General features: G+C 62.0%; 22 protein-coding genes and 1 tRNA gene. 5 read left to right on the top strand and 18 right to left on the bottom strand.

Annotated elements, in window-relative coordinates:
• Positions 1–117: 117 nt before the first annotated feature.
• From RA29_RS01110 to RA29_RS01055, 12 genes are all read right to left on the bottom strand, one after another.
• Positions 118–585 (bottom strand): 3-hydroxyacyl-CoA dehydrogenase family protein, encoded by a 468-nt coding sequence (locus tag RA29_RS01110; RefSeq protein WP_039682087.1) that lies wholly within the window; start codon positions 583–585, stop codon positions 118–120.
• The gene (locus RA29_RS01105) at positions 582–1472 is read right to left on the bottom strand and encodes a helix-turn-helix transcriptional regulator (RefSeq protein WP_039682085.1); all 891 of its coding nucleotides are present in this window, start codon (positions 1470–1472) and stop codon (positions 582–584) included. The genes RA29_RS01110 and RA29_RS01105 overlap by 4 nt, the downstream gene beginning before the upstream one ends.
• Positions 1473–1620: 148 nt before the next feature.
• Positions 1621–2082 carry a flavodoxin domain-containing protein gene (locus RA29_RS01100; protein ID WP_039682083.1) on the bottom strand — a complete coding sequence of 154 codons (462 nt, stop codon included), beginning with the start codon at positions 2080–2082 and terminating at the stop codon, positions 1621–1623.
• A gap of 29 nt (positions 2083–2111) precedes the next feature.
• On the bottom strand, positions 2112–2288 hold the full coding sequence (locus RA29_RS23095) for a hypothetical protein (protein ID WP_189799491.1): 177 nt from the start codon (positions 2286–2288) through the stop codon (positions 2112–2114).
• An 11-nt stretch (positions 2289–2299) separates the two neighbouring features.
• On the bottom strand, positions 2300–3748 hold the full coding sequence (gene boxB, locus RA29_RS01090; RefSeq protein ID WP_206540129.1) for a benzoyl-CoA 2,3-epoxidase subunit BoxB: 1449 nt from the start codon (positions 3746–3748) through the stop codon (positions 2300–2302).
• An 84-nt stretch (positions 3749–3832) separates the two neighbouring features.
• Positions 3833–5491, bottom strand: coding sequence for a 2,3-epoxybenzoyl-CoA dihydrolase (gene boxC / locus RA29_RS01085; protein WP_039682079.1), 1659 nt, complete (start codon positions 5489–5491; stop codon positions 3833–3835).
• Between the two features lie 99 nt (positions 5492–5590).
• Positions 5591–6400, bottom strand: a complete 810-nt coding sequence (locus RA29_RS01080; protein ID WP_039682077.1) for an alpha/beta hydrolase — start codon at positions 6398–6400, stop codon at positions 5591–5593.
• A complete protein-coding gene (locus tag RA29_RS01075) occupies positions 6400–7926 on the bottom strand; it encodes a benzoate-CoA ligase family protein (protein WP_039682075.1) in 1527 nt (508 codons plus the stop codon). The genes RA29_RS01080 and RA29_RS01075 overlap by 1 nt, the downstream gene beginning before the upstream one ends.
• A gap of 308 nt (positions 7927–8234) precedes the next feature.
• The gene (locus RA29_RS01070) at positions 8235–9587 is read right to left on the bottom strand and encodes a TRAP transporter large permease (RefSeq protein WP_052249397.1); all 1353 of its coding nucleotides are present in this window, start codon (positions 9585–9587) and stop codon (positions 8235–8237) included.
• 6 nt (positions 9588–9593) lie between these two features.
• On the bottom strand, positions 9594–10151 hold the full coding sequence (locus tag RA29_RS01065; protein ID WP_039682073.1) for a TRAP transporter small permease: 558 nt from the start codon (positions 10149–10151) through the stop codon (positions 9594–9596).
• A gap of 74 nt (positions 10152–10225) precedes the next feature.
• Complete coding sequence (locus tag RA29_RS01060; protein ID WP_052249396.1) at positions 10226–11263, bottom strand: TRAP transporter substrate-binding protein; 1038 nt, start codon at positions 11261–11263, stop codon at positions 10226–10228.
• A 125-nt stretch (positions 11264–11388) separates the two neighbouring features.
• Positions 11389–13803 carry an FAD-dependent oxidoreductase gene (locus RA29_RS01055; RefSeq protein WP_039682068.1) on the bottom strand — a complete coding sequence of 805 codons (2415 nt, stop codon included), beginning with the start codon at positions 13801–13803 and terminating at the stop codon, positions 11389–11391.
• A gap of 161 nt (positions 13804–13964) precedes the next feature.
• On the opposite strand from RA29_RS01055, the gene RA29_RS01050 reads away from it, so the two are divergent.
• Together RA29_RS01050 and RA29_RS01045 are read left to right on the top strand one after the other, a co-directional pair.
• A complete protein-coding gene (locus RA29_RS01050; RefSeq protein ID WP_039682066.1) occupies positions 13965–15488 on the top strand; it encodes a trimethylamine methyltransferase family protein in 1524 nt (507 codons plus the stop codon).
• A gap of 6 nt (positions 15489–15494) precedes the next feature.
• Positions 15495–15893, top strand: a complete 399-nt coding sequence (locus tag RA29_RS01045) for an ACT domain-containing protein (RefSeq protein WP_039682064.1) — start codon at positions 15495–15497, stop codon at positions 15891–15893.
• Positions 15894–16065: 172 nt separating this feature from the next.
• Here RA29_RS01045 and RA29_RS01040 read toward each other — a convergent pair.
• Both RA29_RS01040 and hemE read right to left on the bottom strand, forming a co-directional pair.
• Positions 16066–16142 (bottom strand) — tRNA-Met (locus RA29_RS01040).
• Positions 16143–16189: 47 nt separating this feature from the next.
• The gene (hemE, locus tag RA29_RS01035) at positions 16190–17239 is read right to left on the bottom strand and encodes a uroporphyrinogen decarboxylase (RefSeq protein WP_039682062.1); all 1050 of its coding nucleotides are present in this window, start codon (positions 17237–17239) and stop codon (positions 16190–16192) included.
• A 66-nt stretch (positions 17240–17305) separates the two neighbouring features.
• Here hemE and hemC point away from each other — a divergent pair, with 66 nt between their 5' ends.
• Together hemC and RA29_RS01025 are read left to right on the top strand one after the other, a co-directional pair.
• A complete protein-coding gene (gene hemC / locus RA29_RS01030; protein ID WP_039682060.1) occupies positions 17306–18262 on the top strand; it encodes a hydroxymethylbilane synthase in 957 nt (318 codons plus the stop codon).
• Between the two features lie 192 nt (positions 18263–18454).
• Positions 18455–20041 (top strand): acyl-CoA dehydrogenase family protein, encoded by a 1587-nt coding sequence (locus RA29_RS01025; RefSeq protein ID WP_039682058.1) that lies wholly within the window; start codon positions 18455–18457, stop codon positions 20039–20041.
• Between the two features lie 108 nt (positions 20042–20149).
• On the opposite strand, the gene hemF is transcribed toward RA29_RS01025, so the two are convergent.
• The 4 genes from hemF to clpS form a co-directional block, all read right to left on the bottom strand.
• On the bottom strand, positions 20150–21043 hold the full coding sequence (gene hemF / locus RA29_RS01020) for an oxygen-dependent coproporphyrinogen oxidase (RefSeq protein ID WP_039682056.1): 894 nt from the start codon (positions 21041–21043) through the stop codon (positions 20150–20152).
• Between the two features lie 67 nt (positions 21044–21110).
• Positions 21111–21914, bottom strand: coding sequence for an SDR family oxidoreductase (locus RA29_RS01015; RefSeq protein ID WP_039682054.1), 804 nt, complete (start codon positions 21912–21914; stop codon positions 21111–21113).
• A 3-nt stretch (positions 21915–21917) separates the two neighbouring features.
• Positions 21918–22901, bottom strand: a complete 984-nt coding sequence (locus RA29_RS01010) for a methyltransferase (RefSeq protein WP_039682052.1) — start codon at positions 22899–22901, stop codon at positions 21918–21920.
• Positions 22902–22910: 9 nt separating this feature from the next.
• On the bottom strand, positions 22911–23264 hold the full coding sequence (gene clpS / locus RA29_RS01005; protein ID WP_039682050.1) for an ATP-dependent Clp protease adapter ClpS: 354 nt from the start codon (positions 23262–23264) through the stop codon (positions 22911–22913).
• Positions 23265–23376: 112 nt separating this feature from the next.
• Here clpS and RA29_RS01000 point away from each other — a divergent pair, with 112 nt between their 5' ends.
• Entirely contained in the window at positions 23377–24075 is a 699-nt protein-coding gene (locus RA29_RS01000; RefSeq protein ID WP_039682049.1) for an HAD family hydrolase, read from the top strand.
• Positions 24076–24126: the final 51 nt, after the last annotated feature.

Raw genomic sequence — 24126 nt, 5'->3', positions numbered from 1 at the left:
CGCGCGGCCCTTTTTCATGGACGCTCCGCAAAACGGACAGCGTGTCCAGCCAACTGACATCAACGGGACGGTGGGCGGGGCGTCTTTGGCGCAGCCAAACAGCGCCCGCCCGACGGCTCAGATCGTGGCCAGCCGATCCGCAGGGAAATGCAACTGCGTCACCGCCGCATCCAGATCAGCACGCAACAGCGGTCCAATATCGGCATGCAAACGGGCCACGATATCGGCCCCCGTCAATTCGACACGCTCAACCTTCGCAAACCATGCCTCTTCACAGATCAGGTCCTCGATCAGCGGATCAATGACGGCACCGCCCCCACCGGGATAGCGATAAAACCCCCAGCCAAAGCGTTTGCCCAACCGGCCCTCCGCCACCATCCGCGGCAAAACGGGGGTGACGTCAGCACCCTGCCGCGCCGCCAGCACCTTGTCCAAGCCAACAAGGTCCTGCACCTCGCACGGGCCAAGGCCGTAGCCCCACGCGACCAGCGCCTCGTCCAAATCCCAAGGGGTCGTGTGGCGGTAAAGCAGCGCCTCACACGCGCGCCAGAACCTGTCTTGCAACGGGGTGACAACCCCGCTCACGGGCCAAGACCCTCAAGAAACCGATGCTTGGCAATAATCGCCAGCACCTCGTTCAGTGACGTCGACACAGGCTTCGCCGTGGTATCGACCTGCGCCATGGCGCGCTCGTAAGCGGGCGTCCGATGCCTCAACAGCGCCTTGAGCTGATCCATGGCCGCCGGATTGCCCTCCATCGGGCGCAGATCGCCCTGCGCCCGGACCCGCGCCATATGTTCGCCGGGGCTGGTGCGAACCCAGATTGTGTGAAACCGCTCCAACACCATGTCATAGGCATCGTCATCGCCGACAATCCCACCGGCCACGGCAAGGATCAGCTTGTCATGTCGGGCCACAACACGCGCCACCGCTTCCGCCTCAAGCGCGCGGTAACCGTCCTGACCATAAAGCGCCATGACCTCCGACAGCGGCATTCCCGCCTCGGCCTCAATCTCGTCCTTCAACTCGACAAAGGGAACCTTCAGCTTGTCCGCGGCCATCCGGCCAAGCGTGGACTTGCCCGCGCCCCGCAGACCCACCAGACAAATCCGCTGTGCCCGCAACGCCAGCGGGTTCTGCGGCGCAAGCAGCGCGCGCACACGCCCCTGCACCTGCGCCGGGGCCGCTTGATACAATCGCGCCACACGGGCCACATCGCCGCGCATCGGCGGGGTCTCTGACAGCAGGTCCTCGATCTTCAGGTTCAGCGCCGTCGCAACACGCTCCAACAGGATGACCGAGATATTGCCCTCCCCCGCCTCAAGCTGGGCTAGGTAGCGCGGCGAAACGCCCGAGCGTTCGGACAATGCGCGCCGGGGCAGACCCAGCGCGTCACGCGCCGCACGGACGCGGGTGGCAAGGCGTGCAATCATCGGGATTGCGCCATCAGGTATGGGTTTTGGTGATGTCATGCGCACTAATTCTGTTCGTAACAAAAAGGTGTAGGGCGCAAGCGCGTCAGATCAACGGATCACGTGGCGTGAATATGCAGGACTTGGCACGCCCTACAGCGCCAGCAGCGCAGACGCGATATAGGCAAGGCGTGGAGAAACGGGTCGCTCAGGCAGCCTCATCCGCGTTCATCAAACCCATGATGCCCTTGACCCAAGGCAGTGCAATATCCTCGGGCATGTCAAAGCCCGACGCATCGTGAATACCACGCTCGCCCACCTGCGTGGCCCCTTGGGCCTTCATCATCTCGGCGAGCTTCATGGAGCCGTGTGCAAAGGTCTCGGCAAAGACCATGTCGCCCAACCCAAAGATCGCAAAGCGAATGCCGTTCAAATCCGGCTTGCCCTCCACCAGCGCCTCCTCAAATGGCAGCGCGGTCGAGGGCAGATCGCCATTCCCATAAGTCGACGTCACGATGATGTAGAAGGCGTCTTTCTCCATCGCCGCCGGGTCCACGTCGGCAAGGCTCTGAATATCGCAGTCGAACCCGTCGCCCAGCTCCGCCTCGATGTCTTCGCACAGCATTTCGGAATTGCCCGTCTCCGAGCCGTAATAAATACCCACTTTCATTGATGTACCCTTCCGTCAGTGACCCGTTTTCAATGACAGGTTTCAGCACTGTTGCCGGACATGTACCGCTCTGACATGGCGTCCTGCTCTTCGCGGGTGAGCATCATGTAAAGCGCAAAGCACATGCCTGTGCAGCCCTTGCACTCCAGCGCGCAAAAGGCACGCTGGGGCGGGGGTGTTTCAACAACAGTCCTTTGAACCTGCATCGCGTTCATCCTCACGCCATGTGAAGTTTTACGTATTCGAAGTCACCTGGCTTGTTGTCGATCCCCACCTTGGGCGGGGCGATCCAACTGGCGTATTTGCCGGGCTCATAGCACGGCTTCATCAATGACTGAATAAAAGCACCATCTTCCTTCGTGGGCAACCATTCGTGCTGACGCGCCTCCCAATCGGCGGAATTGATGAACTCACCCTCCGGCGTGATCGGCTGGTTCGCGAACACCCCGATCTTCCGATGGAAGCCCTCATGCGGCAGCTTCAGCTCAAACTGAATACCCGTCCGCGAAATCTGCTTGTTCCAACGGCGCAAGCCACCGCTCGCGTCACGAATGTAATCATCCCGCAGGCGCATGTTGATGGCCGTCAGCGCAGGCACATCCTGCGTCACGATCTTGCCATCCACGATGCTCGCCACGGCATAGGTGTCATTCGTCAGCTTGTGATCGTCATCAATCCGCTGCTCCATATACCGCCCCTTGATACCTGCGTTGAAGGCATTGGCGGCGTTGGTCGACACTTCCTGCCCAAACAGATCAAGGCTGAGCGTATAGTGCAGGTTCAACTTCTTCTGGATCGTCGGCAGGTCAATGACACCCAGGTCCCGGATCTTGTCGATGTCGTAGGGATCATCAATCCCGTTCTCCTGCATCGCGGCCAAGGTCGCCTGAATGGTCCGCGTCACCCCCGTCTCGCCCACAAACATATGATGCGCTTCCTCGGTCAGCATAAACCGGCAGGTCCGCGACAGCGGGTCAAAGCCAGACTGCGCCAAGCTCTCCAACTGCATCTTCCCGTCCCGGTCCGTAAAATAGGTGAACATAAAGAACGACAACCAATCCGGCGTTTCCTCGTTAAACGCCCCCAACATCCGTGGCGCATCCTCGTTGCCCGAGGACCGGACAAGCATATCATCCGCTTCCTCGCGCCCATCCTTCCCAAAATATTTCTGCAGCAAATACACCATCGCCCACAGATGCCGCCCCTCCTCGACATTCACCTGAAACAGGTTCCGCATGTCGTAAAGCGACGGTGCCGTCAGCCCCAGGAACCGCTGCTGCTCCACCGACCCCGGCTCCGTATCGCCTTGAATAACAATCAACCGCTTGAGCATGTTGCGATACTCACCCGGCACCTCCTGCCACGCAGGTTCACCATAATGCTCACCCATTGGAATGCGCCGGTCCTCCACCGCAGGGGCCAGCAGCACCCCCCACCGATATTCCGGCATCTTCACATAGTCGAACTTGGCCCACCCCTTGGGGTCCACGCTCACAGCCGTGCGTAGATAGACCATCGATTCCTGAAAGTTCTGCGGGATCAGATCGTTCCACCAGTTGATGTAGCCGGGATGCCATTTCTCCAGCGCTTTCAGCACCTTGCGGTCCTGGCTCAGCCCCACATTGTTGGGGATTTGGGTGTCATAGCTGACGTTCATCACAGTCATGTCTTCATCTCCTCCTGTCGCCGGAATTTTACAAAAATTCCGGTCCGTTTTCCGTGTCGGAAAACGGCTCCATCTCAAACCGGGTCACACCCGCTCCATGTTGAAATCCCCGCGCACACCGGTCCCATACCGCTGCAACGCGCCATCCTCCCCAACCGCATTGGGCCGGTTGAAAATCCAGTTCTGCCAGGCGGTGAGACGGCCAAAGATCCGCGTCTCCATCGTCTCCGGCCCCGCAAAGCGCAGGTTCGCCTCCATCCCCGTCATCGCATCGGGCGAGAAGCTGGCCCGCTCCTCCAGGAAAATCCGGATCTCATCCTCCCAATCGATGTCATCGAGGATTTCAGTCACCAACCCAGCGTCATCCGCCTCCTCAGCCTCCAACGCCTCACCGATATGGTCGAGCAGCCCCTCGGCATCATCCGAGCCATAAAACCGGGTCTCCAACCGCGTCAGATCATTCCCCATCGGGTAGGCCCCAAAATTCCCCCCACTCAAGGTGATAGTGGCAAGGGGCCGATTGTCCCCCTCGAACTCGTCCTCCATCATGTAGGACCGGTCCACCGCCCACAGCAGCTCCGCCAACACGCCCGCAAAGCAACTCCCATGCTCGACCAGCGCCGCCAGCGAGCGCGAGGTCACATCCACCCGCTTCAACACCCGCTTCCAGTAGTGCCGGATCTCATTGCACAGCCAATGATCCGGGTTGTCCAAGATCAGCGCTTCATGCGCCAACACGGCCTGTGGATCGCCCTGGCTCCGGATCACCCACAGCCCGGCTTCCATCTCATTAAGGCGCAGATGCAAAACCGCATCTTCCAACTCCCGCGCCAGCCGCAGAATGTAGGACTGATCGCCCTCTGCCACCAACGCCGCCACGTCAGCAGGCGCATCGCCCTCCGGCCCTTTGATCAAAATCTCCGCCCGCCGCGCGGTCCCGTCCACGGTCACCTCGACAAGCCGATAACTCACTGACCCATTACCAGACACCGTCCGCTCAATCGGCCCCAGCGCAATCCCCTGCGCCACATCCTCCTTGGCCGAAGCGGCAGCAAACTCCGCCGCCCGCTCTGCCACGACGTCATCAAACCGCGCATTCGGCACAGCCTCATCCACCAGCTTCCACTGCACCGCGCGCTTACCCTTCACGCCCTCTTCGGTCGAGCAAAACACATCCGCCCGGTCCCGCCGCACCATCCGCTTGTCGGTCACGCGGGTCAGCCCCCCGGTCCCCGGCAGCACAGCCAGCAAGGGCACCTCGGGCAACGCCACAGACGAGGTCGAGTCATCCGTCAGCATGATATGATTGCACGCCAGCGCCAGCTCATACCCGCCCCCGGCACAAGCCCCCTGCACCGCCGCCACGTATTTTTGCCCGCTCTCGGCCTCCGCCGCCTCATAGGCATTGCGGGTCTCATTCGTGAACTTGCAGAAATTGACCTTGTGCGCGTGCGCAGCGCCCCCAAGCATCCGAATATTGGCACCCGCGCAAAACACCCGATCCTTGGCCGAGCGCATGACGACCACCTTCACCTCCGGATGCTCAAACCGCATCCGCTGGACCACGTCATTCAGCTCAATATCGACGCCAAGATCATAGGAATTCAGCTTCAACTGATAGCCGTCAAACAGACCGCCATCCTCGTCCACGTCCATCCACAGCGTCGCAACCGGGCCGTCATACTCCACCCGCCAATGCTTGTAGCGGCTGGGATCAGTCCGGAAATCAATGATCTGGGTCATGAATCAAACAGGCCTTCAAACGTCAGAAGTGGCACTATGCTACACCACTCAGGCCCTGAAATGCACAATATGCCGCCGTATACCGCGATTTAATGCACTTTATTGCGCCTCCGAGGGCGCATCCTCCAACGCCATCAACGTCGCGCAGAACGCCGCCACAGCGGGCGTCACCACCTCGGGCGCATCCTCATGCGGCGCATGTCCGGCACCGTCCACAATCAACGCCTCGACCGGGGAATAGGCACGGTCCTGCACCTCCCGAACCTGCGCCAACGTGCCATACGCATCCTCGCGCCCCTGCACGACCATCGCCGGAATGCGCCAGTGATCAATCGCATCGGCCACGTTCCATTCGGCAAAACGCGGATCGGTCCAGACATCATGCCAGCCATAGAACGCCACATCCGGGTGATCGTGATGCCGCGCCAGCCGCTCCCGCAAATCCCCATCCTCATACATGGTCTTCGCCGCCCGAATGGCCTCCAGCCCCTCAGCCTCAGCAAAGAAATGCGGCGCGATCAGGACCACCCCCCGCACACGCATGTCAGATACGGACCCGGCATAGATGGCGGCAATGGTCGCCCCATCCGAATGGCCCAGCAGAACTGCCGACTGAACCTGCAATGCGTCCAGCAGCGGTCCAACCACATCCTCCGCTTCCCATGTCATGTACTCAAGCGGACGCGGCAACGACACGGACGACGACCGGCCATAGCCGGCACGCGAATAGGCCAGCACGCCCATGCCCGTGGCTTCCGTCAACACCGCAGGCCAGTCGCGCCACAACCCGACCGATCCCAACCCTTCATGCAGCATCACCAAAGTCGGTGCGTCCCTCGGCGCAGGACCCCAGCACGCATAGTCCAAGTCATGCCCCGCAACCGAAACTGTGCCCGTGCCCCACTCCATCAAACGTCCTCCCGCAGCTTGAAGCGCTGGATCTTGCCCGTCGCGGTCTTGGGCAGGCTCTCCACGCACTCGACCCAGCGCGGATACTTCCACTTGCCCACACGCTCCTTCACATGATCCTTCAGCAGCTCTTCGAGGCCCTCGGGCCGCTCCCCATGCGGCACGACAAAAGCCTTGGGCTTCTCCAACCCATCCGCATCCTTCGCGGCCACCACAGCACATTCCAACACCGAGACATGAGAGGTGATCGCCTGCTCCACCTCAAACGGGCTGACCCAGATCCCCGACACCTTGAACATGTCATCCGTCCGCCCGCAGTAGACGTACCGCCCGTCCTCACGCCGCTCATACTTGTCGCCCGTGCGCGTCCAAACACCCTCGAACGTATCCCGCGTCTTGTCCCGCCGGTTCCAATATCCGCCCGCAGCCGACGCCCCATTGACCAACAACTCACCGACCTCACCCGTACCAACCTCAGCCCCGGCTTCATCGACAAGCCGCACCTCATATCCCGGCACCGGAACGCCCGACGTGCCGTAAACAACATCCCCCGGCGCATTCGACAGAAAGATATGCAGCATCTCGGTCGACCCGACCCCATCCAAGATCGGCACGCCTGTCAGCGCCTCCCAACGCAGCCCCACATCCTCCGGCAACGCCTCGCCCGCCGAGATGCAGGTCCGCAAAGGCGCATCCGGCGCACCGTTCGCCTCCATATGCGCCACCATCGCGGCATAAAGCGTCGGCACCCCGCAGAAGACGGTGGGCTGCTCGTCCGCAATCACCTGCACCATGGCCTCCGGCGTCGGCCGCCCGCCAAAGATCACCACAGTCGCGCCCACGGACATCGGAAAGGTCATCGCGTTGCCCAGCCCATAGGCAAAAAAGAACTTTGCAGCCGAGAACACCACATCATCCTCGCGCACCTGCAACACCTGCGCGCCATAAGTGTCCGCCGTCGCCCTCAAAGCCGAATGAACGTGATGCACCCCCTTCGGCTGCCCGGTCGAGCCCGAGGAGTAGAGCCAGAACGCCGTCTCATCATCCCTGGCGTCAAACGGCTGCACCGGCGCGCGTCCACCAGCCATGAAATCATCATAAGTCTCCGCGCCATCCCGCGCCGCGCCAATCACGACGACCCGCCGCAGATGCGGATTGCCCTCCAACACAGGCGCCACCACGTCCCACAAAGGCTCCGACACGATCAGCATCGACGCCCGACTGTCCCGCAAAATCGCATCGTAAATGGGCGTCGCCAGCAGCGTGTTCAGCGGCACCGGGATCACCCCGGCCTTCAACGCACCCCAGAACAGCACCGGAAACTCGATCTGGTCCAGCACCAGCATCGCAACCCGCTCCTCCGGCCGCACATCCACCGCCAAAAACGCAGCAGCCGCCCGCCCCGACGCCTCGGCCAGCGCGCCATATGTCAGGCTGCGCCCCGTGCCAACCTCGCGAAAGGCCACCTTACCACCCCGCCCTTCGGCCACATGTCGGTCCACAAAATAGGATGCCGCGTTTGCCATGTGCCCCCTCCCAAAGACTCAAGGTCGCTGCGGTATAGTGCGCCCGCCCGCCGCCACGCACCAAGCCGCGACCCGCGAGATGGCATTTTAATGCACACGCAAATCCCAGCTCAGCGAATTAACCCACGATTAAGGTTAACGCACCGCACGCCTCATTAACCCCGCCCCGTCCGCCAAAACCGACCAAACCGGTGTACAGGGGGTGCACAGGGAGTGTACGCGGGGTGACACCCCCATCGCCCTTGTTTTCATGGTGTTAACGCGCGCACCGGCCCAAACCGTACATCACCCCCACCGAACGTTGCGCATCAGGGGATCAAAAACAGCGTGATCGCCGGGAATGCCACCAGCAGAATCACCCGGAAAATGTCCGACCCGACAAAGAACAGCACCGCCTTGTAGGTCTCTGTGATCCGCGTCTCCCGGTCCATCGCGTTGATAATAAACAAGTTCATCCCCACAGGCGGCGTGATCAGCCCCACCTCCACGACGATCAGCACCAGAATGCCAAACCAGATCGCCACATGCTCGGGCGACATCCCGAAATCGAGGCCCGAGATCACCGGGAAAAAGATCGGCACCGTCAGCAGGATCATCGACAGGCTGTCCATCACGCAGCCAAAGACCAGGTAGAACAGCAGGATCACGCTCAGCACCAGAATGGGGGTAAACCCTTGGGACAGAACGAAATCCGCCAGCCACTGCGGCGCACCCGACAGAGCCAGAAACCCGTTATACTGCGCTGCACCGAACACGATGAAAAAGATCATGGCGGTCGTCTTGCCCGTCCCGATCAGCGCCTCGCCCAGCACACGCCAGCTCAGATTGCCGCCCAGCCACGCCACCAGCCCCGTGCCCGCCGCACCGACGGCGGCGCCCTCGGTCGGCGTGAACCACCCGGCATAGATACCGCCCACCACCAGCGCAAAAATCGCCAGCACCGGCCACGTCTCGCCCAGCGCTTTCCAGCGCTCCGGCCACGGAACAGCCTCGCGCGTGCCTGCGCTTCCGGGAAACAGCCGCACGTAGATCGAGATGGTCAGCACATAACCCATCGCCGCCAGAATGCCGGGGACAAAGGCCGCCAGAAACAGCTTGGCAATGTTCTGCTCCGTGATGATCGCATAGATCACAAGGATCACCGACGGCGGGATCAGGATGCCCAGCGTCCCACCTGCAGCCAGGGTCGCGGTCGAAAAACCCCCTGAATATCCATATCTTTTCAGCTCCGGCAGGGCCACACGGCCCATCGTGGCCGCCGTCGCCAGTGACGATCCGCAGATCGCGCCAAAGCCCGCGCAAGCGCCCACAGACGCCATCGCCACCCCGCCCTTCCGGTGGCCCAGAAAGCTCTCCGCCGCCTTGAACAGCGACGTGGACATGCCCGACAGGGTCGCAAATTGCCCCATCAGCAAGAACATCGGGATGATGGTTAACGAGTAGTTAGAGAATGTGGTGTAGGTCTCGGACTTCAGCTTGGCGAGGATCGGCGTGGCATTGCCATTCATGGCAAAGATCCAGCCCAGCAGCCCCATCAGGAACATGGCCAGCCCGATGGGCGCACGTAAAAAAATCAGGCCGAGCAGAATGGGAAACGACCAGAACCCCAGTTCCAACCGGCTAAGGCCCACAAACTGGACAATATCGCGAATCCAATCCATCGCCCGTTAACCCGTTGGTAAGATTTGGCGCCCGGTGGCCGCCTCAACCACCCGCACCCAGGCGCAATAGACCGCCGTCAGCCCGGCAATCGCCGCCGCCCCAACGCTCGCTGCATAGGCCCACCAGACCGGGAATTGCAGGAACAGCGTCGTCTCGCCATTGCCCAGATAGCGCAGCATGCCTTCGTACAAACGCAGGCCGATAAACACGATGACAGCGGCCAACACGACCTCCCAGAACGCGCGTAACCAGCCCAGAGGGCGGCGCGGCAGGGACGAGGTAAACACATCCACCGTCGCGTGCTGACCATAGAACTGGCACACCGGAAAAAAGGCGAAAATGGCAAAGGCGACACCGGCTTCGGTCAGCTCATAGGTGCCCTTGATCTCGTCCACACCACTCGCCAGCAGCATCTGCCCGAACCAACTCTCGCCCAGCGCGTGACCCAGTTTCGACAGCTCGCGTCCGACAATCGACGCGGTGGTCAACAGGATCAGCACCACCAGAACGATGCCCCCGACCACGGCCGAAAACCGTGACAGCCATTTCACGAGCCTAAACATACCTGCCTCTTTTCATTGGAAAAATCGGGCCGCAGCATTCCTGCCACGGCCCGACTTTCATTCACGTAAACGGTTCAGCCTTCGTAGGCATCCATCAGCGCGCGCGCCTCGTCGATCAGCGCCTGACCGTCGATGCCCTTGCTTTCCATGTCGGCGACCCACTCGTCATAGATGGGCTGCGCCGCTTCCTGCCAGGCAGCGAGATCATCGCCCGACACGGTGACGATGCTGTTGCCATTGTCGACCGCCGCCGCGCGCGCGGGCCCATCGGAATCGGCCTGCGTGCCCCCGGCAAAGATGCTGAATTCCAGCCCTGAATTGTCATCGATCACCTGTTTGAGGTCATCAGGCAGGCTCTCGTACCGATCCTTGTTCATCGCCAGCACAAAGGTCAGGGTATACAGCGCATTGCCCTCAAACTCAGTGTGGTTGCCAACCAATTCCGGGATCTTCAGCGCCGCCGTCACTTCCCAGGGGATCGTGGTGCCGTCGATCACCCCCTTGCTCAGCCCCTCAGGCACCGCAGGCACAGGCATGCCCACGGGGGTCGAGCCCATCTTTTCCAGCAGGTTGTTCACGGTGCGCGACCCGCCCCGGATCTTCAGACCCGCCATGTCCGCAGGGGTCTTCACCTCTTTGTTTACATGGATCATGCCCGGCCCGTGCACCCATGTGCCCAGGATATGCACATCCTTGAACTCAGTATCTTTCATATGTTTTTCAAACATTTGCCAATAGGCCGACGACATCGCACGCGCGTCTGTCATCATGAACGGCAGTTCAAACACCTCGGTCCGAGGGAAGCGGCCCGGCGTGTAGCCCACCACGGTCCAGACGACATCGGCCACGCCATCCACGGCCTGATCAATCAGCTCCGGCGGACGACCCCCAAGCTGCATCGACGGAAAACGGTCCACCTTGATCCGCCCGCCGCTCGCTTCCTCGACATTGTCGGCCCAGACATCCAGCACCAGCTTGGGCACATTGGCTTGCGCGGGCAGGAACTGGTGCAGGTTCAGCGTGACCTCTTGCGCGAATGCGGCCGTCCCCGACCCAATGGCCAACGCCGCTGCGCCCACCATATTCAGGAATGATTTGCGTGTGAGTGACATGAATTTCCTCCCTTTTTCGGCCAGGCATCCACGACCTGACTCGCCTTCCGGGGAAATTGTTATGCAACGCAACTATGTCTGTCACCCGCCTTTGTAACTATATCTCCGCTTTGTCATGCCCCGGTTCAGCCGCGCGGCAGGGTCATGTCAGGATCATAGGGCGACGGCGCAATCACCCGCGCCGGGATCATCTCACCCAGCATATCCACTTCAATTTCAGTGCCTTGCGCGGCAAGGACCGGATCGACAAAGGCATAGGCCAGGTTCATCCCAACCCGGTGCCCCCAGTCGCCCGACGTCACAGTGCCAACGACCTGCCCGTCCCGCATGACCGAAGCGCCGGGATGCGCGGGCGACGTGGTGCTGTCCAACCGCATACTCACCAACCGCCGCAACGGCCCCTTTGCCTGCCGTTCCTCAAGCGCCACCTTGCCGACGAAGTCCTTGTCCATCCGCACAAACCGCTCCAGCCCCGTCTCAAAAGGGTCAAACTCGGTGATCAGATCGGCTTTCCAATGCAGAAACCCCTTCTCCATCCGCATCGACTCCACGGCCCGCGCCCCAAACAACCGCAACCCACGCGCCTCCCCAGCCACCCGTAGCGCCAGATAAGCGCCATAGAGCTGGTTGTTCGGCACATGGATCTCATAGGCGAGCTCCCCCGAAAAACTCACCGACATCACAACCGCCGGGGCCACCCCAACAAACGCCCGACGCACCGACAACCACGGAAATGCCTCTGCCGACCAATCGCCCCGCGACACAGCTGACAACACATCCCGCGCCTTCGGCCCCGCCAGCACAAGGATGGTCCAGTCATTCGTAAGCGACTGAAACAACACATCAAACCCGTCCGCATTGGCGCGCAGCCAATCCATGTCGTGCCACTCGGACGCCGCCGCAGACCCATACCAAACCTGCCCACCCGGCAGGTTCGCAACCGTCGCCTCCGCCTTCACACACCCATGGTGATTCAAGAGATACCCCAGCCCCCCCTTCCCCTCTGCCCGCCGCACCCGGCCACAGATCACATGATCCAAAAACCGATGCGCATCCGGCCCCGCAATCTCGATGCGATTAAAACCATTGACCTCAGCCAGACCCACCCCGGCCTGCACCGCCTTCACCTCCCCGGCCACCACGTCAAAGGCTTCATCAAACCCAAACCCATGCGTCACTGCAAACCCCGGCGCGGGCTTGAAAAACTCCGCCCGCTCCCACCCGTTCACCACAGTAAACTCCGCCCCCTCGGCCGCCAGCACGGGGGTCAAAGGGGTCGTCTTGATCGGCCGCCCCGCCGGGCGATGCTCGTTCGGGAAATGAAACCGAAACTCGTTCTGATAATCCTCGATGGCTTTCAGCGCCGTCAGCTCCACATTGCCATGCCCGGTGAACCGACGCGGGTCCAACACCCAGGTGTCGTAACACGCCTCCCCATAGACAATCTGCTGCGCCAGCAGCCAGCCATGACCGCCGCCCTCGCCCAAACCAGCCCGCAAGCCTATGATACAAAACGCATTCCGCTTGCCGGGAATGGGCCCAACCAGGGGCGCGCCATCAATCGTATAGGTGATCGGCCCGTTCACCACCGTATGCACCCCGGCCTCCATCAACGCAGGCATCCGGGCAAAGGCACCCTCCAGAACATCCGTCACCCGGTCCAGATCATCCGGGCACAAATCATTGGAAAAATCCGGCGAAATCCCGTCCATCCCCCACGTCTTGCAGTCCTGCTCGTAGAACCCCAGCAGCAAGCCGTTCTTCTCCTGCCGACAGTAATAATCACTGATCGGACAGCGCAGCAGCGGCATCCGATGACCCGCATCGCGAATGGCCGGGATCTCCTCGGTCAGAAAATACTGGTGCTCCATGGAGGCGACCGGATGATGCACCCCCATCATCGCGCCCACCTCATTCACGCGGTAGCCACAGGCGTTCACAACCACCTCGCAATCAATATCGCCCTTGGTCGTGTGCACCGTCCAACTGTCATCCTTGTGCTGCGTCAGCCCCGTCACAGGCGTATGGCGATACACCTCCGCCCCCGCCTTGCGCGCCCGCCGGGCCAGCGCCTGACACAGCTGCGCCGGATCAATATCGCCATCCAGCGGATCCCACAGCCCACCGACCAGATTGTCCGTCGAAATCAGCGGATGGCGGCGCGCGCATTCGGCGGCATCAATCACCTCGAAATGCACATCCATGCCCCGCGCCATCGACGCAAAATGGCGATAGCCATCCATCTGCGCCTGCGTATTGGCCAGCCGAATGCCCCCATCGGCATGGTGATAGTTGATCGGATACTCCGGATCCTCAGCCAACTCCTGATACAGGTTGATCGAATGCGTCTTCAGCCCAACCATCGTCTGGTTCATACCGAAATTCGTCACCTGCGCCGCCGAATGCCAGGTCGTGCCGCTGGTCAACTCATCACGCTCGACCAGCACCACGTCGGTCCAACCTTCCTGGGTCAGGTGATACAGGGTCGAACAGCCCGCTATGCCTCCACCGATCACAACACAACGGGTCTGGGTCTTCATGGCGGCACTCCGGATTTTACAGATGTGCCGGAACAATGAAGGGCGCGGCCCGCCGGTCAATCACACGGCCCTGTCTTCATTGTTCTGAAAATATGCATTTGCTGTCGCTGAACTCACAGCACCACGCTTGCACGCGCCCATAACCTGCCAACTCTGGTCCCATGTCCGACCCGAAACCCATGCGAAAAGGGCGCAGCGCCCGCAAAAAAGCCCGCGCCGCTGGGCCCCCTCTGAACCCCGCACCACCGGGTCAAACAGGCGGCCAATACCGCCCGCTGTCGGACGCTGACATCCAGCACATCTACACCGCCGCCCTGTCCCTTCTGGCCGACCTCGGCATGGGCGAAGTCCCCGACCGCCTGCGCACAACACTCGAAGCGGCAGGCGCCCAAACCCTCCCAAACGGCCGCGTCTCGATCCCCGCCACACTGGTGGAAGAGGCGATTGAAAAGACCCCCAAAACCTTCCCTCTCCACGGCCGCGACCCCGCACGCACGATCGAGGTCGGCGGCAAAGCCGTCCACTTCGGCACCGGCGGCGCAGCGGTCCAGACGCTCGACCGGCACACCCGGCTCTACCGCCCCTCGACCCTGCAAGACCTGCACGACTTCACCCGGCTGCAAGACACGCTCACCAACGTCAGCTGGTTCACCCGCTGCTGCATCGCGGGCGACATGCCCGATGAATGGCTGTTCGACATCAACACCGCCTACGCGCTTCTGCGCAATACGACCAAACCCGTCGCCACGGCCTTTACACTGGCCGAGCACGTCGCCCCCATCGTCCACATGTTCGACATGGTGGCCGGGGGCGACGGGGCGTTCGCCAAACGCCCGTTCGTAAAGGCGCATATCAGCCCCGTCATCTCGCCCATGCGGTTTGGCGCGGATGCGGTCGAAACGGTCTATGCCTGCATCGACCACAACATACCCCTGTCCTGCATCACCGCCGCCCAGGCCGGGGCCACCGCCCCCGCAACGCTCGCGGGGTTCCTCGCCCAGTCGCTGGCCGAAACACTGGCCAGCCTCGTGATGGTGCACGCCATCAAGCCCGGCCACCCCATGGTGTTCTCAAACTGGCCGCTGGTCATCGACCTGCGCACCGGCGCATTCGCTGGCGGGGGTGGAGAGATCGCGGTGATGAACGCCGCCTCTGCCCAGATCATCAACCATATGGGCCTAGTCTCTGGCGTCGCCGCCTCCATGACCGACGCCAAGGCTTTGGACGCGCAATATGGCGTGGAAAAGGGGCTGACCTCACTCGCCGCCGCACTCGCAGGCGGCAACCTGATCTACGAAAGCTCCGGCATGACAGCGGCCTTGCTCGGCGCCAGTTTCGAAGCCTTCGTGCTGGATGACGAGATGCACGCCGCCACCTACCGCATCCTGCGCGGGGTCGAGGTGTCCGATGACACGCTGGACCTTCCAGGCATCCATGCGGCGGTTCTGGGCGATGGCCATTTCCTCGGCGGCCCCGCCACAATCGCGGCCATGGAGCGCGACTATGTCTATCCGTTGCTGGCGGACCGCGAGACGCCCAAAACATGGGAAGACAGCGGCGCGCTCACCGCATGGGACCGTGCAGCGCGAAAGGTGGACACGATCCTTGCCACCCATCACCCAACCTATATTGATTACGCCACCGACACCGCGATCCGCGCGGCCTTCGACATCCGCTACCCCTAAGGTCCCATGCCCGTCACAGACACCCAAGCCATGATCTCCGGCATGACCCCAGCCCTGCAACCGGGCCGCTGGGTTTTCTGCACAATGGCCGAGCCTGTCGGGCTGGCCGAGGCCTTCGCCCTGATCCGCGAAGCCGAAGGGATCACAATGATCCTGCCTTACGATGTGGCGCAGGCCGCGGATCAAGACGTTTCCGTCGTCATGTCGCTCATCACGCTCGAGGTCTTCTCAGACCTCGAAGGCATCGGCCTGACCGCAGCCGTCTCCACCGCTCTGGCGGGCGCTGGCATCAGCTGCAACGTCGTCGCCGCCTATCATCACGACCACATCTTTGTCGGCGAAGCAGACGCGGAGCGTGCGGTTGAGGTGCTAAAAGACCTCCAGAAAGAGGCGTCTAAATCCTAACAACCCATGAATCCGCCCCTGTAAGGCATTGAATTCACGTTGTAGCGCGTGCGTCCCACGCTGGGACGCCTAATATGGATGTGATGCCAAGCCCCTCGCGGTGGCTCGGGGCATTCATTTCCGAAATTCGATCCCCCGGATCGAATTTTTTGCGCAGCAAAATGGAAATAAATGGTGGCGTGGGGGAGACTTGAACTCCCGACCTCTCGATTATGAGTCGAGCGCTCTAACCAGCTGAGCTACCGCGCCATGGAGGCGTGACCTATGCCAGCGCCTCAGAATCGTCAAGCCAGAAATCAGGACTTTGTCGCCCGCACCGTCTCGATCATCAGCGCCACGTTCTCCGGGTCCGCATCGGGCGTGATCCCGTGGCCCAGGTTGAAGATATGCGGCCCCTTGGAAAACGCCCGCACGATGGCCTGCGTCTCCTCCACCAAAGCCTGTCCACCCGTCACCATATGGGACGAGGCGAGGTTGCCCTGAACGCATCCATCGACCTGCACGTGGGCCGCCGCCCAATCCGGCGAAACGGAATTGTCGAGCGCGACGCAATCTACCCCGGTGGCAGCGTGGAACCCGATGTATCCATCCCCGGCCTCACGCGGGAATCCAATGACCGGAATATGCGGATACCGCGCCTTCAGGGCTGCCGTAATCTCGGCACAGGGGGCGACAGCATACTTCTGGAACGCCTCTCCTTTCAGCGACCCAGCCCAGCTGTCAAAGATCTTCACGACCTCCGCCCCAGCGTCGATCTGCGCGGCCAAATACTCAATCGTGGCCGCCGTGATCCGCGCCATCAGTGCATCAAAGGCCGCCGGATTGCCCTCGCGCAGCGCATGAGCCGGGCCCTGATCCGGTGTGCCGCGACCCGCAATCATATAGGTTGCCACCGTCCAAGGCGCCCCGGCAAAGCCAATCAGCGTGGTCTCTTCCGGCAACTCGCGCCGCAGGATACGGACCGTTTCGTAGATCGGGTTCAGCGTCTCGTGAATGTCATCCACGGGCTTCAGCGCATCGACACCCGCCTGGTCGGTGATGGTCGACAGGCGCGGGCCTTCACCCGTGACAAACCACAGATCAGCCCCAAGCGCCTGCGGCACCAGCAGGATGTCGGCAAACAGGATCGCCGCATCAAACCCGTAGCGCCGAATGGGCTGCAACGTGACCTCAGCCGCCAGCTCGGGGTTATAGCACAGCGACAGAAAGTCCCCGGCCTCGGCCCGTGTTGCGCGGTACTCAGGCAGATATCGCCCCGCCTGCCGCATCATCCAGATGGGCGGCGTCGGCAACACCTCACCCGCCAAAGCCCGCAAAATCGTCTTGCCGGTGCCGCCGTCTTTCATCACACATGCCCCTGTCTGATCGTTTCCAGTTGTCAACATAAGTTGACACACCTAAAAGATAAAGCCATGACTGTGCGCCTACCCTCTCCCGCCGCTCCGCTCAAGATCGGAACCCGCGGCTCCCCCCTCGCCCTTGCCCAAGCCTATGAGACGCGCCAGCGCCTAGGCACCGCCTTTGATCTGCCCGAAGAGTCGTTCGAGATCGTGGTGATCAAGGTCACCGGCGACAACCGGTCCATGATCGACGCGGACCGCCCACTGAAAGAGATCGGGAACAAGGGCCTCTTCACCCGCGAGATCGAGGAAGACCTGCTGGCAGGCAAGATCGACATCGCGGTGCACTCGACCAAGGACATGCCGACAGTACAGCCCGACGGCTTGGTCCTCGACACCTTTCTGCCGCGCGAGGATGTGCGCGACGCCTTCATATCGCACAGCCTGACCAGCATCGCAGATCTGCCCAAAGGCGCGACGGTTGGCACCTCGTCCCTGCGCCGCCGCGCACAGCTTCTGGTCAAGCGCCCGGATCTGAACGTGGTGGAATTCCGCGGCAACGTGCAGACCCGGCTGCAGAAGCTGGCTGACGGGGTCGCCGACTGCACCTTCCTTGCCCATGCAGGCCTGAACCGGCTGGATATGTCGGACGTCCCTGCCACCCCGATTGAACCCACGGACATGCTGCCCGCCATCGCCCAAGGGGCCATTGGCATCGAACGGCGCAGCAACGATACCAATACGGCTGAATTGCTGGCCTCCATTCACGACACACCTACGGGGCAGCGCGTGATGACTGAACGGCAATTCCTGTTCACGCTCGACGGTTCTTGCGAAACGCCCATCGCCGGGCTTGCCACCATCGAAGACGACACGCTGACGCTGATGGGAGAAGTGCTCCGCCCCGATGGCTCGGACGCGCGCAGCGGCACGCGCCAAGGCCCGGTGTCAGACGGCGCCGCCATGGGCACGGATCTGGCGCAGGAGCTCTTGAAGACAGCGGGCAAGGGGTTCTTTGACTGGCACTGATCCTCTTTCACTTTGCCAGATAAACTCCGGGGGAGGTGCGTAGCACCGGGGGCAGAGCCCCCAATGGCCGGCACCGGTGGCCACCCGACCCTTCGGGGAGGATTTTTTTGAAACAGGGAAGCATGGACAGGCGCGCTGCAACTGGCTGCCGTGCCCTTGACGGACCGGGGTGCGGGAGCCCACCTTCCCACCATGCCCAGACCGCGCCATCAGCTGACCACGCACGAGGTTGAGAACCAGCCCGCGTCCCTAGGGGACGTAAACCTCTATCGCACTGACCCTGTTCTGACGGAAACCGCGCCGGACCTGTTGGCCGGTTATGGCGCAGCGCTTGGCTTGGCCGAGACGCGCGCAAAGGGCCGTGCCGCGAACCAGCATGCACCAGAACCGAAGCTGTTCGACGAAGGTGGGCGGCGGTTGGACGAGGTCGTCTTTCACCCCGCCTATCACGACATGATGACGCTGAGCCAAGAGGCGGGCTATGCCGCGACAGCATGGGATGGGGGCAGCCATGTAGAACACGCGGCTATGGTGTATATGGCGAGCCAGGTTGAGCCAGGGCACTGTTGTCCTCTGACCATGACCTACGCTGCCGTGCCTGCGCTGCAGGTTGACGCGGGGCTGGCTGAGACTTGGGTGCCGAAGCTGACCGCCCGCAGCTATGACCACAGGATCCTGCCGATCCATCAAAAATATTCTGCCACACTGGGCATGGCGATGACAGAGAAGCAAGGTGGCTCGGATGTGCGCGCGAACACGACGCGCGCTGTGCGCGAAGGGGATCACTGGCGCCTGACGGGCCATAAATGGTTTTGTTCTGCTCCGATGTCGGATGGCTTTCTGACCCTTGCACAAACCGATCTTGGTCTGACCTGTTTCCTTATGCCCCGTTGGCTGGATGGGGAGCGCAACGCGATTCACCTGATGCGGTTGAAGGACAAGTTGGGCAACAATGCCAATGCCTCGGCCGAGATTGAGTATCACGATGCGCTGGCCTATCAGCTGGGTGACGAGGGGCGCGGCGTGCAGACGATTATCGAGATGGTGCATCACACCCGTCTTGACACGGCGGTGGCCCCAGCCGGTTTGATGCGGGGAGCGTTGAACCATGCCATGCACTGGGTGCAGCATCGGCGGGTGTTCCAGAAATCGTTGATCGACCAGCCCTTGATGCGCTCAGTGCTGGCCGATCTGATCATCGACTGGCAGGCAGCGGCGCGGCTGGGCCTGCACGTCGCCGCAGCCTTTGACGACCCCGGCGCGCGCTCCTTTGCGCGGATCGGCGTCGCGCTGGCGAAATTCTTGAACAACAAGCTCTGCCCACGCGTCACGCTCGAGGCGATGGAGGCATTTGGCGGGATGGGCTATGTCGAGGATACGCCTATGCCCATGTACTACCGCGAGGCGCCGCTCAATTCGATCTGGGAGGGATCGGGCAATGTCATCTGCCTCGACATCCTGCGCACACTGGCACGGGAACCCGAAGCGGGTGCGGCACTTGATGTCGATCTTGACGCTGCGCGCGGGAGCGATTCGCGATACGATCAAGCGCTGGAAGCGCATCGCGCGCGGTGGCCGACACTGGCGCCAGAGGCGGAGGCGCGCGCCTATGCCGAACGTACGGCGCTGCTGCTGGCGGGATCTGTGTTGATCCGTACCGCACCCGCAGCGGTGTCGGAGGGGTTCGTGGGCACTCGTTTGCACCAGCCAAGCGGCCAGATCGCTGGCAGCGCCTCTGGGCTGGACACACGCGCGATCCTTGACAGTTTTACGACCTGACGGGTCGGCGGGCGGGCGCCTTTGCGCAACGCGCAAACAGAGTCGCGCGCCGAACGAAAAAACTTACTTGAAAAATCAGCGTGTTGAGGCTGCCCCCGCGGGGATAGATCACACCCACTTCGCCAGTGGCGGCAGCGACATCAATACAGCATTGGCGTCATGCCCCGTCTCAAGCCCGAACTTTGTGCCACGGTCGTACACAAGATTGTACTCGGCATAGAGCCCACGATGCACAAGTTGCGCGTCCTTGTCAGCCTCGCCCCAATCCTGCACCCGGCGCTTTTCGACAAGCGGCGTGAATGCGGGCAGGAAAGCGCGGCCTATGTCTTGCGTCAGCGCAAAGTCCGCCTCCCAATCGCCGGTGTTGTGATCGTCCATAAAGATGCCGCCGACGCCGCGGGCGCGGTGGCGGTGGGGGATGTAGAAGTATTCGTCCGCCCATTCCTTGAACCGCGGGTAATGCGCCTCACCATGCGGGTCGAGATGCGCCTTTTGCTGGGCGTGGAAATGGGTGGTGTCTTCGTCATACTCCAGACAGGGGTTCAGGTCGGAGCCGCCGCCGAACCACCAGGCGTGAGGGGTCCAGAACATGCGGGTGTTCATGTGGACCGCCGGGCAATGCGGGTTCTGCATGTGGGCGACCAATGAGATACCGGACGCCCAGAAGCGCGGATCATCCTTCATCCCTGGGATGCCCTTGCGCGCGGCCATGGCCATCTGCGCGCGTTCGCCCAACGTGCCGTAGACGGTGGAGACGTTCACACCCACCTTTTCAAAGACACGTCCGCTGCGCATAACGCTCATCAGCCCGCCACCAGCGTCCGAGCCATCGTCCGACGTACGCTTGGTTTCCGTCACTTCGAACCGCCCGGGGGTGCCATCGGACATCGGGCCCTCCGCATGGCTGTCTTCCAAGCCTTCGAACGCTGCGACGATGTCGTCGCGCAATTGGCGGAACCACGCAGCGGCGCGGGTTTTCTGGGTGTCGAAATGTTCGGTCATTGCGCACTGTCCTGTTTGGTTGACAGTTTTTTAGCGCACCCGAGGCGCGGGAGCAAAGCGCAAAACGTCAGTGCGCCGGGGCCTCGACCGGATCGAGCAGGCTGCGCCCGCCGTCCACGGTCATCACGTCGCCGGTAACAAAGCCGGAGCCGTCGGAGGCAAGGAATTGCACGGCGTCCACCATCTCGGTCGGGCTGGCGATGCGGTGCAGGGGCGTGCGTGTTTCGATTTCCTCCCGCCATTCGGGGTTTTCACCGATGGCGGATTTGAGCGAGGCCGACATGACAGACCCGAAAGCGACAGCATTGACGCGGATGCGCTGTGGCGCCAGCGCGAGCGCCATGGAGCGTGTCATCTGCTCCAGCCCTGCGGATGCGATAGAATACCCTAGAAGCTCCGGCCGGGTCTGATGCGCGGCGATGGAGCTGAGGTTGATGATGGAACCGACGCAGGCCGCTTCCGTGTCGTCCTTGGCCTGTTTGATCATACGGCGCGCGACCTGCTGCGTGAGGCGCAGGGCGGTCATCAGGTTCTGTTCCAGCAAGGTTTCGACCGAGGTATCCTCGGGGTCCAGCGCGTCGGTCGGCATCACTTGGCGCGAGGCGTTGACGAGGATGTCGACCTGATCAAAGGCGTCGATGGTGGCCGAGACGAGGTTGGCGATGGTCAGACGCTGGCGCAGGTCGCCCGCGAAGTAGCGGATGTTCCCCTCTTCCGCGACGTCGCCGAGCTCGGCGTGCAGCCGCTTTTCATCCATGTCGGCGCACATCACGTTGGCGCCCCGGTCCGCAAAATGCCGTGCGATTGACAGGCCAATGCCATTGGCCGCGCCCGTTACAATGGCCGTCTTGCCGTTGATGGAAAAGGACATGGGCTACCTTTTTCTCTGCCTGGGCCGTTCGGCCCGCACCAGTTTGAACCGCGCATCGCCGTCCAGTTCAACCACTTTGGCGAAGTTGGACGCCAGGGTATCCTCGTACGGCAGGTGCCGGTTGGCGACCATCCAAAGCGCACCGTGGGGGCGCAGGATGCGCGCAGCGTTGGTGATGAAGGCGCGCCCGATGGAGGGATCGGCGCTGCGAGTTTTGTGGAAGGGTGGGTTCATGACGACGGCATCCACCTTTTCGGGCGGGGTCCATGTCGTGGCGTCGGCCCAGTGGAACTGCGCCCGGTCGTCGGTGACGTTGTGGCGGGCGCATTGCAGCGCCATGTCGTGGGCTTCGACCAGATGCACGGTCTGGACGTCGCGGGTCAGGAGATGGGCGGAGAGGTATCCCCAGCCCGCACCCAGATCGGCAACGGTTCCGACCATGGTTTCCGGCAGTGCTTCGACCAGAAGGGCGGAGGCAGGATCGACGCCATCGGCAGAGAAAACGCCGGGCGCAGTCCAGAAACCGCCGGGGTGCAGTTCAGGGCCGCGCGCCCAGTCGGTGACGTCGGTGCCACCAGCGAACCAATAGATCTTGCCATGTGCCTTGGAGATCGGCGCGCTGACGTCGGCGCGTTGACGCAGGGCCTTGAGCATGGAATCGGCGCCGTCGGTCTTTTGCCCGTCAACGATCACCGGGCCTTCGGTCTGTGCTGCGGCGGCAGCGACAAGCGCCTGCGCTTCGGCCCGGGCGCGGGTCAGGCAAGCGATGCTGGCCGCAAAGCGGGTGTCCTTGGGCAGTTCGGGGGAGACGGTGTAGCCCATCTGTTCGAAACGCTGGCAGACCGTGACCAGAGGCGACACGATATGCACGTTCTCTTTGGGCAGGGCCGACAGGTCCGCGTCCTCGGGCGGGTGCAGCACGGCAACGGGGCCGTCGCCCCATGCGTCCATCGCATCGAGCGCCAAGGGCAGGCGATCACCTAACACGTAGGCGGCCTATTCCTCTTTTTCCATGGTGCATTGCAGCGGGTGCTGGTGGCGGCGGGCGAAGTCCATGACCTGAGCGACCTTGGTTTCCGCAATCTCGTGGCTGAAGACACCCACGACGGCGAGGCCCTTTTTGTGGACCGTCAGCATAATCTCGAACGCCTGAGCGTGGCTGAGGCCGAAGAAGCGTTCCAGCACATGCACGACGAATTCCATCGGCGTGTAGTCGTCGTTCAGAAGCAGCACCTTGTAGAGCGGCGGGCGCTTGGTCTTGGGTTTGACGTCGGTGACGACGGCTGTATCGCCATCATCGTCCGCGGGACCTGCGGATTTCTGAGCCAAAATGTGCATGTCTTGCAGCATGCGCGTCCTCTTGGAGCCGGGAATCTTTTGGTGAACTTGGATCACCCTATATAACGCCACCACGTATTTAGGAAAGAGGGCGGTGCGGGATTGTCGCGACGTGGTGAACGGAATGGGGTTTGAACCGGGCTGTATTGGCTTTGATGCCGACGACACGCTTTGGCACAATGAGCGGGTGTTCAAGCTGACGCAGGAGCGGTTTGCGGAGCTGCTGGCACCTCATGTGGACGCGCCCGATCTGGACGCGCAGTTGCTGGCCGCAGAGCGGCGCAACATCGGGCATTATGGCTTTGGCGTCAAAGGGTTCGTTCTGTCTATGATCGAGACAGCGCTGGAGGTGACCGAGAACCAGGTGCCCGGTGCGGTGATCAGCGATCTTATTGCTGCGGGACAAGAGATGCTGGCCCACCCCATTGACCTGCTGCCCCATGCAAAGGACGCGGTGACCGTGGCGAAGGAGCATGGGCCGGTGCTGCTGATCACCAAGGGCGATCTGCTAGATCAGGAGCGGAAACTGGCGCAATCGGGTCTGGGCGACCTCTTTGACGGGGTGGAGATCGTGTCCGACAAGACGCCTTCGGTCTATGCCCGGATTTTTGCCGCTCATGGTGGGGCCAACCGGGGCATGATGATCGGCAATTCCATGAAATCCGATGTCCGCCCGATGATCGACGCGGGCGGGTTTGGGGTGTTTGTGCCCCATGATCTGGCCTGGGATTTAGAGGCAGCCGAAGCGCCGGAAGCCCATCCGCGCTATGCAGCGCTACCTGATCTTGGTGCTTTATCCGACTTTCTGCGCACCACGCAGTAACCACCGCCACATTCTTGCCACAATCGCCCTATTGGGGCCATGCGCTGCCGC

The organism is Tateyamaria sp. ANG-S1 (genome assembly GCF_000814025.1).
Classification (GTDB): Bacteria; Pseudomonadota; Alphaproteobacteria; order Rhodobacterales; family Rhodobacteraceae; genus Tateyamaria.
Note: the sequence above shows the minus strand (reverse complement) of the source record. Positions and strands in the feature narration are given on the sequence as shown.

Coding starts and splice junctions, on each gene's coding strand:
- boxB (WP_206540129.1), bottom strand. CDS start 3,748: ATGACTGTGATGAACGTCAGCTATGACACCCAAATCCCCAACAATGTG.
- RA29_RS01050 (WP_039682066.1), top strand. CDS start 13,965: ATGTCCGACCCGAAACCCATGCGAAAAGGGCGCAGCGCCCGCAAAAAA.
- RA29_RS01060 (WP_052249396.1), bottom strand. CDS start 11,263: ATGTCACTCACACGCAAATCATTCCTGAATATGGTGGGCGCAGCGGCG.
- RA29_RS01075 (WP_039682075.1), bottom strand. CDS start 7,926: ATGGCAAACGCGGCATCCTATTTTGTGGACCGACATGTGGCCGAAGGG.
- RA29_RS01080 (WP_039682077.1), bottom strand. CDS start 6,400: ATGGAGTGGGGCACGGGCACAGTTTCGGTTGCGGGGCATGACTTGGAC.
- boxC (WP_039682079.1), bottom strand. CDS start 5,491: ATGACCCAGATCATTGATTTCCGGACTGATCCCAGCCGCTACAAGCAT.
- RA29_RS01105 (WP_039682085.1), bottom strand. CDS start 1,472: ATGACATCACCAAAACCCATACCTGATGGCGCAATCCCGATGATTGCA.
- hemE (WP_039682062.1), bottom strand. CDS start 17,239: ATGAAAGACGGCGGCACCGGCAAGACGATTTTGCGGGCTTTGGCGGGT.
- RA29_RS01055 (WP_039682068.1), bottom strand. CDS start 13,803: ATGAAGACCCAGACCCGTTGTGTTGTGATCGGTGGAGGCATAGCGGGC.
- RA29_RS01015 (WP_039682054.1), bottom strand. CDS start 21,914: ATGTCCTTTTCCATCAACGGCAAGACGGCCATTGTAACGGGCGCGGCC.
- RA29_RS01025 (WP_039682058.1), top strand. CDS start 18,455: ATGCCCAGACCGCGCCATCAGCTGACCACGCACGAGGTTGAGAACCAG.
- RA29_RS01070 (WP_052249397.1), bottom strand. CDS start 9,587: ATGGATTGGATTCGCGATATTGTCCAGTTTGTGGGCCTTAGCCGGTTG.
- RA29_RS01065 (WP_039682073.1), bottom strand. CDS start 10,151: ATGTTTAGGCTCGTGAAATGGCTGTCACGGTTTTCGGCCGTGGTCGGG.
- hemF (WP_039682056.1), bottom strand. CDS start 21,043: ATGACCGAACATTTCGACACCCAGAAAACCCGCGCCGCTGCGTGGTTC.
- RA29_RS01045 (WP_039682064.1), top strand. CDS start 15,495: ATGCCCGTCACAGACACCCAAGCCATGATCTCCGGCATGACCCCAGCC.
- RA29_RS01000 (WP_039682049.1), top strand. CDS start 23,377: ATGGGGTTTGAACCGGGCTGTATTGGCTTTGATGCCGACGACACGCTT.
- RA29_RS23095 (WP_189799491.1), bottom strand. CDS start 2,288: ATGCAGGTTCAAAGGACTGTTGTTGAAACACCCCCGCCCCAGCGTGCC.
- clpS (WP_039682050.1), bottom strand. CDS start 23,264: ATGCTGCAAGACATGCACATTTTGGCTCAGAAATCCGCAGGTCCCGCG.
- RA29_RS01100 (WP_039682083.1), bottom strand. CDS start 2,082: ATGAAAGTGGGTATTTATTACGGCTCGGAGACGGGCAATTCCGAAATG.
- hemC (WP_039682060.1), top strand. CDS start 17,306: ATGACTGTGCGCCTACCCTCTCCCGCCGCTCCGCTCAAGATCGGAACC.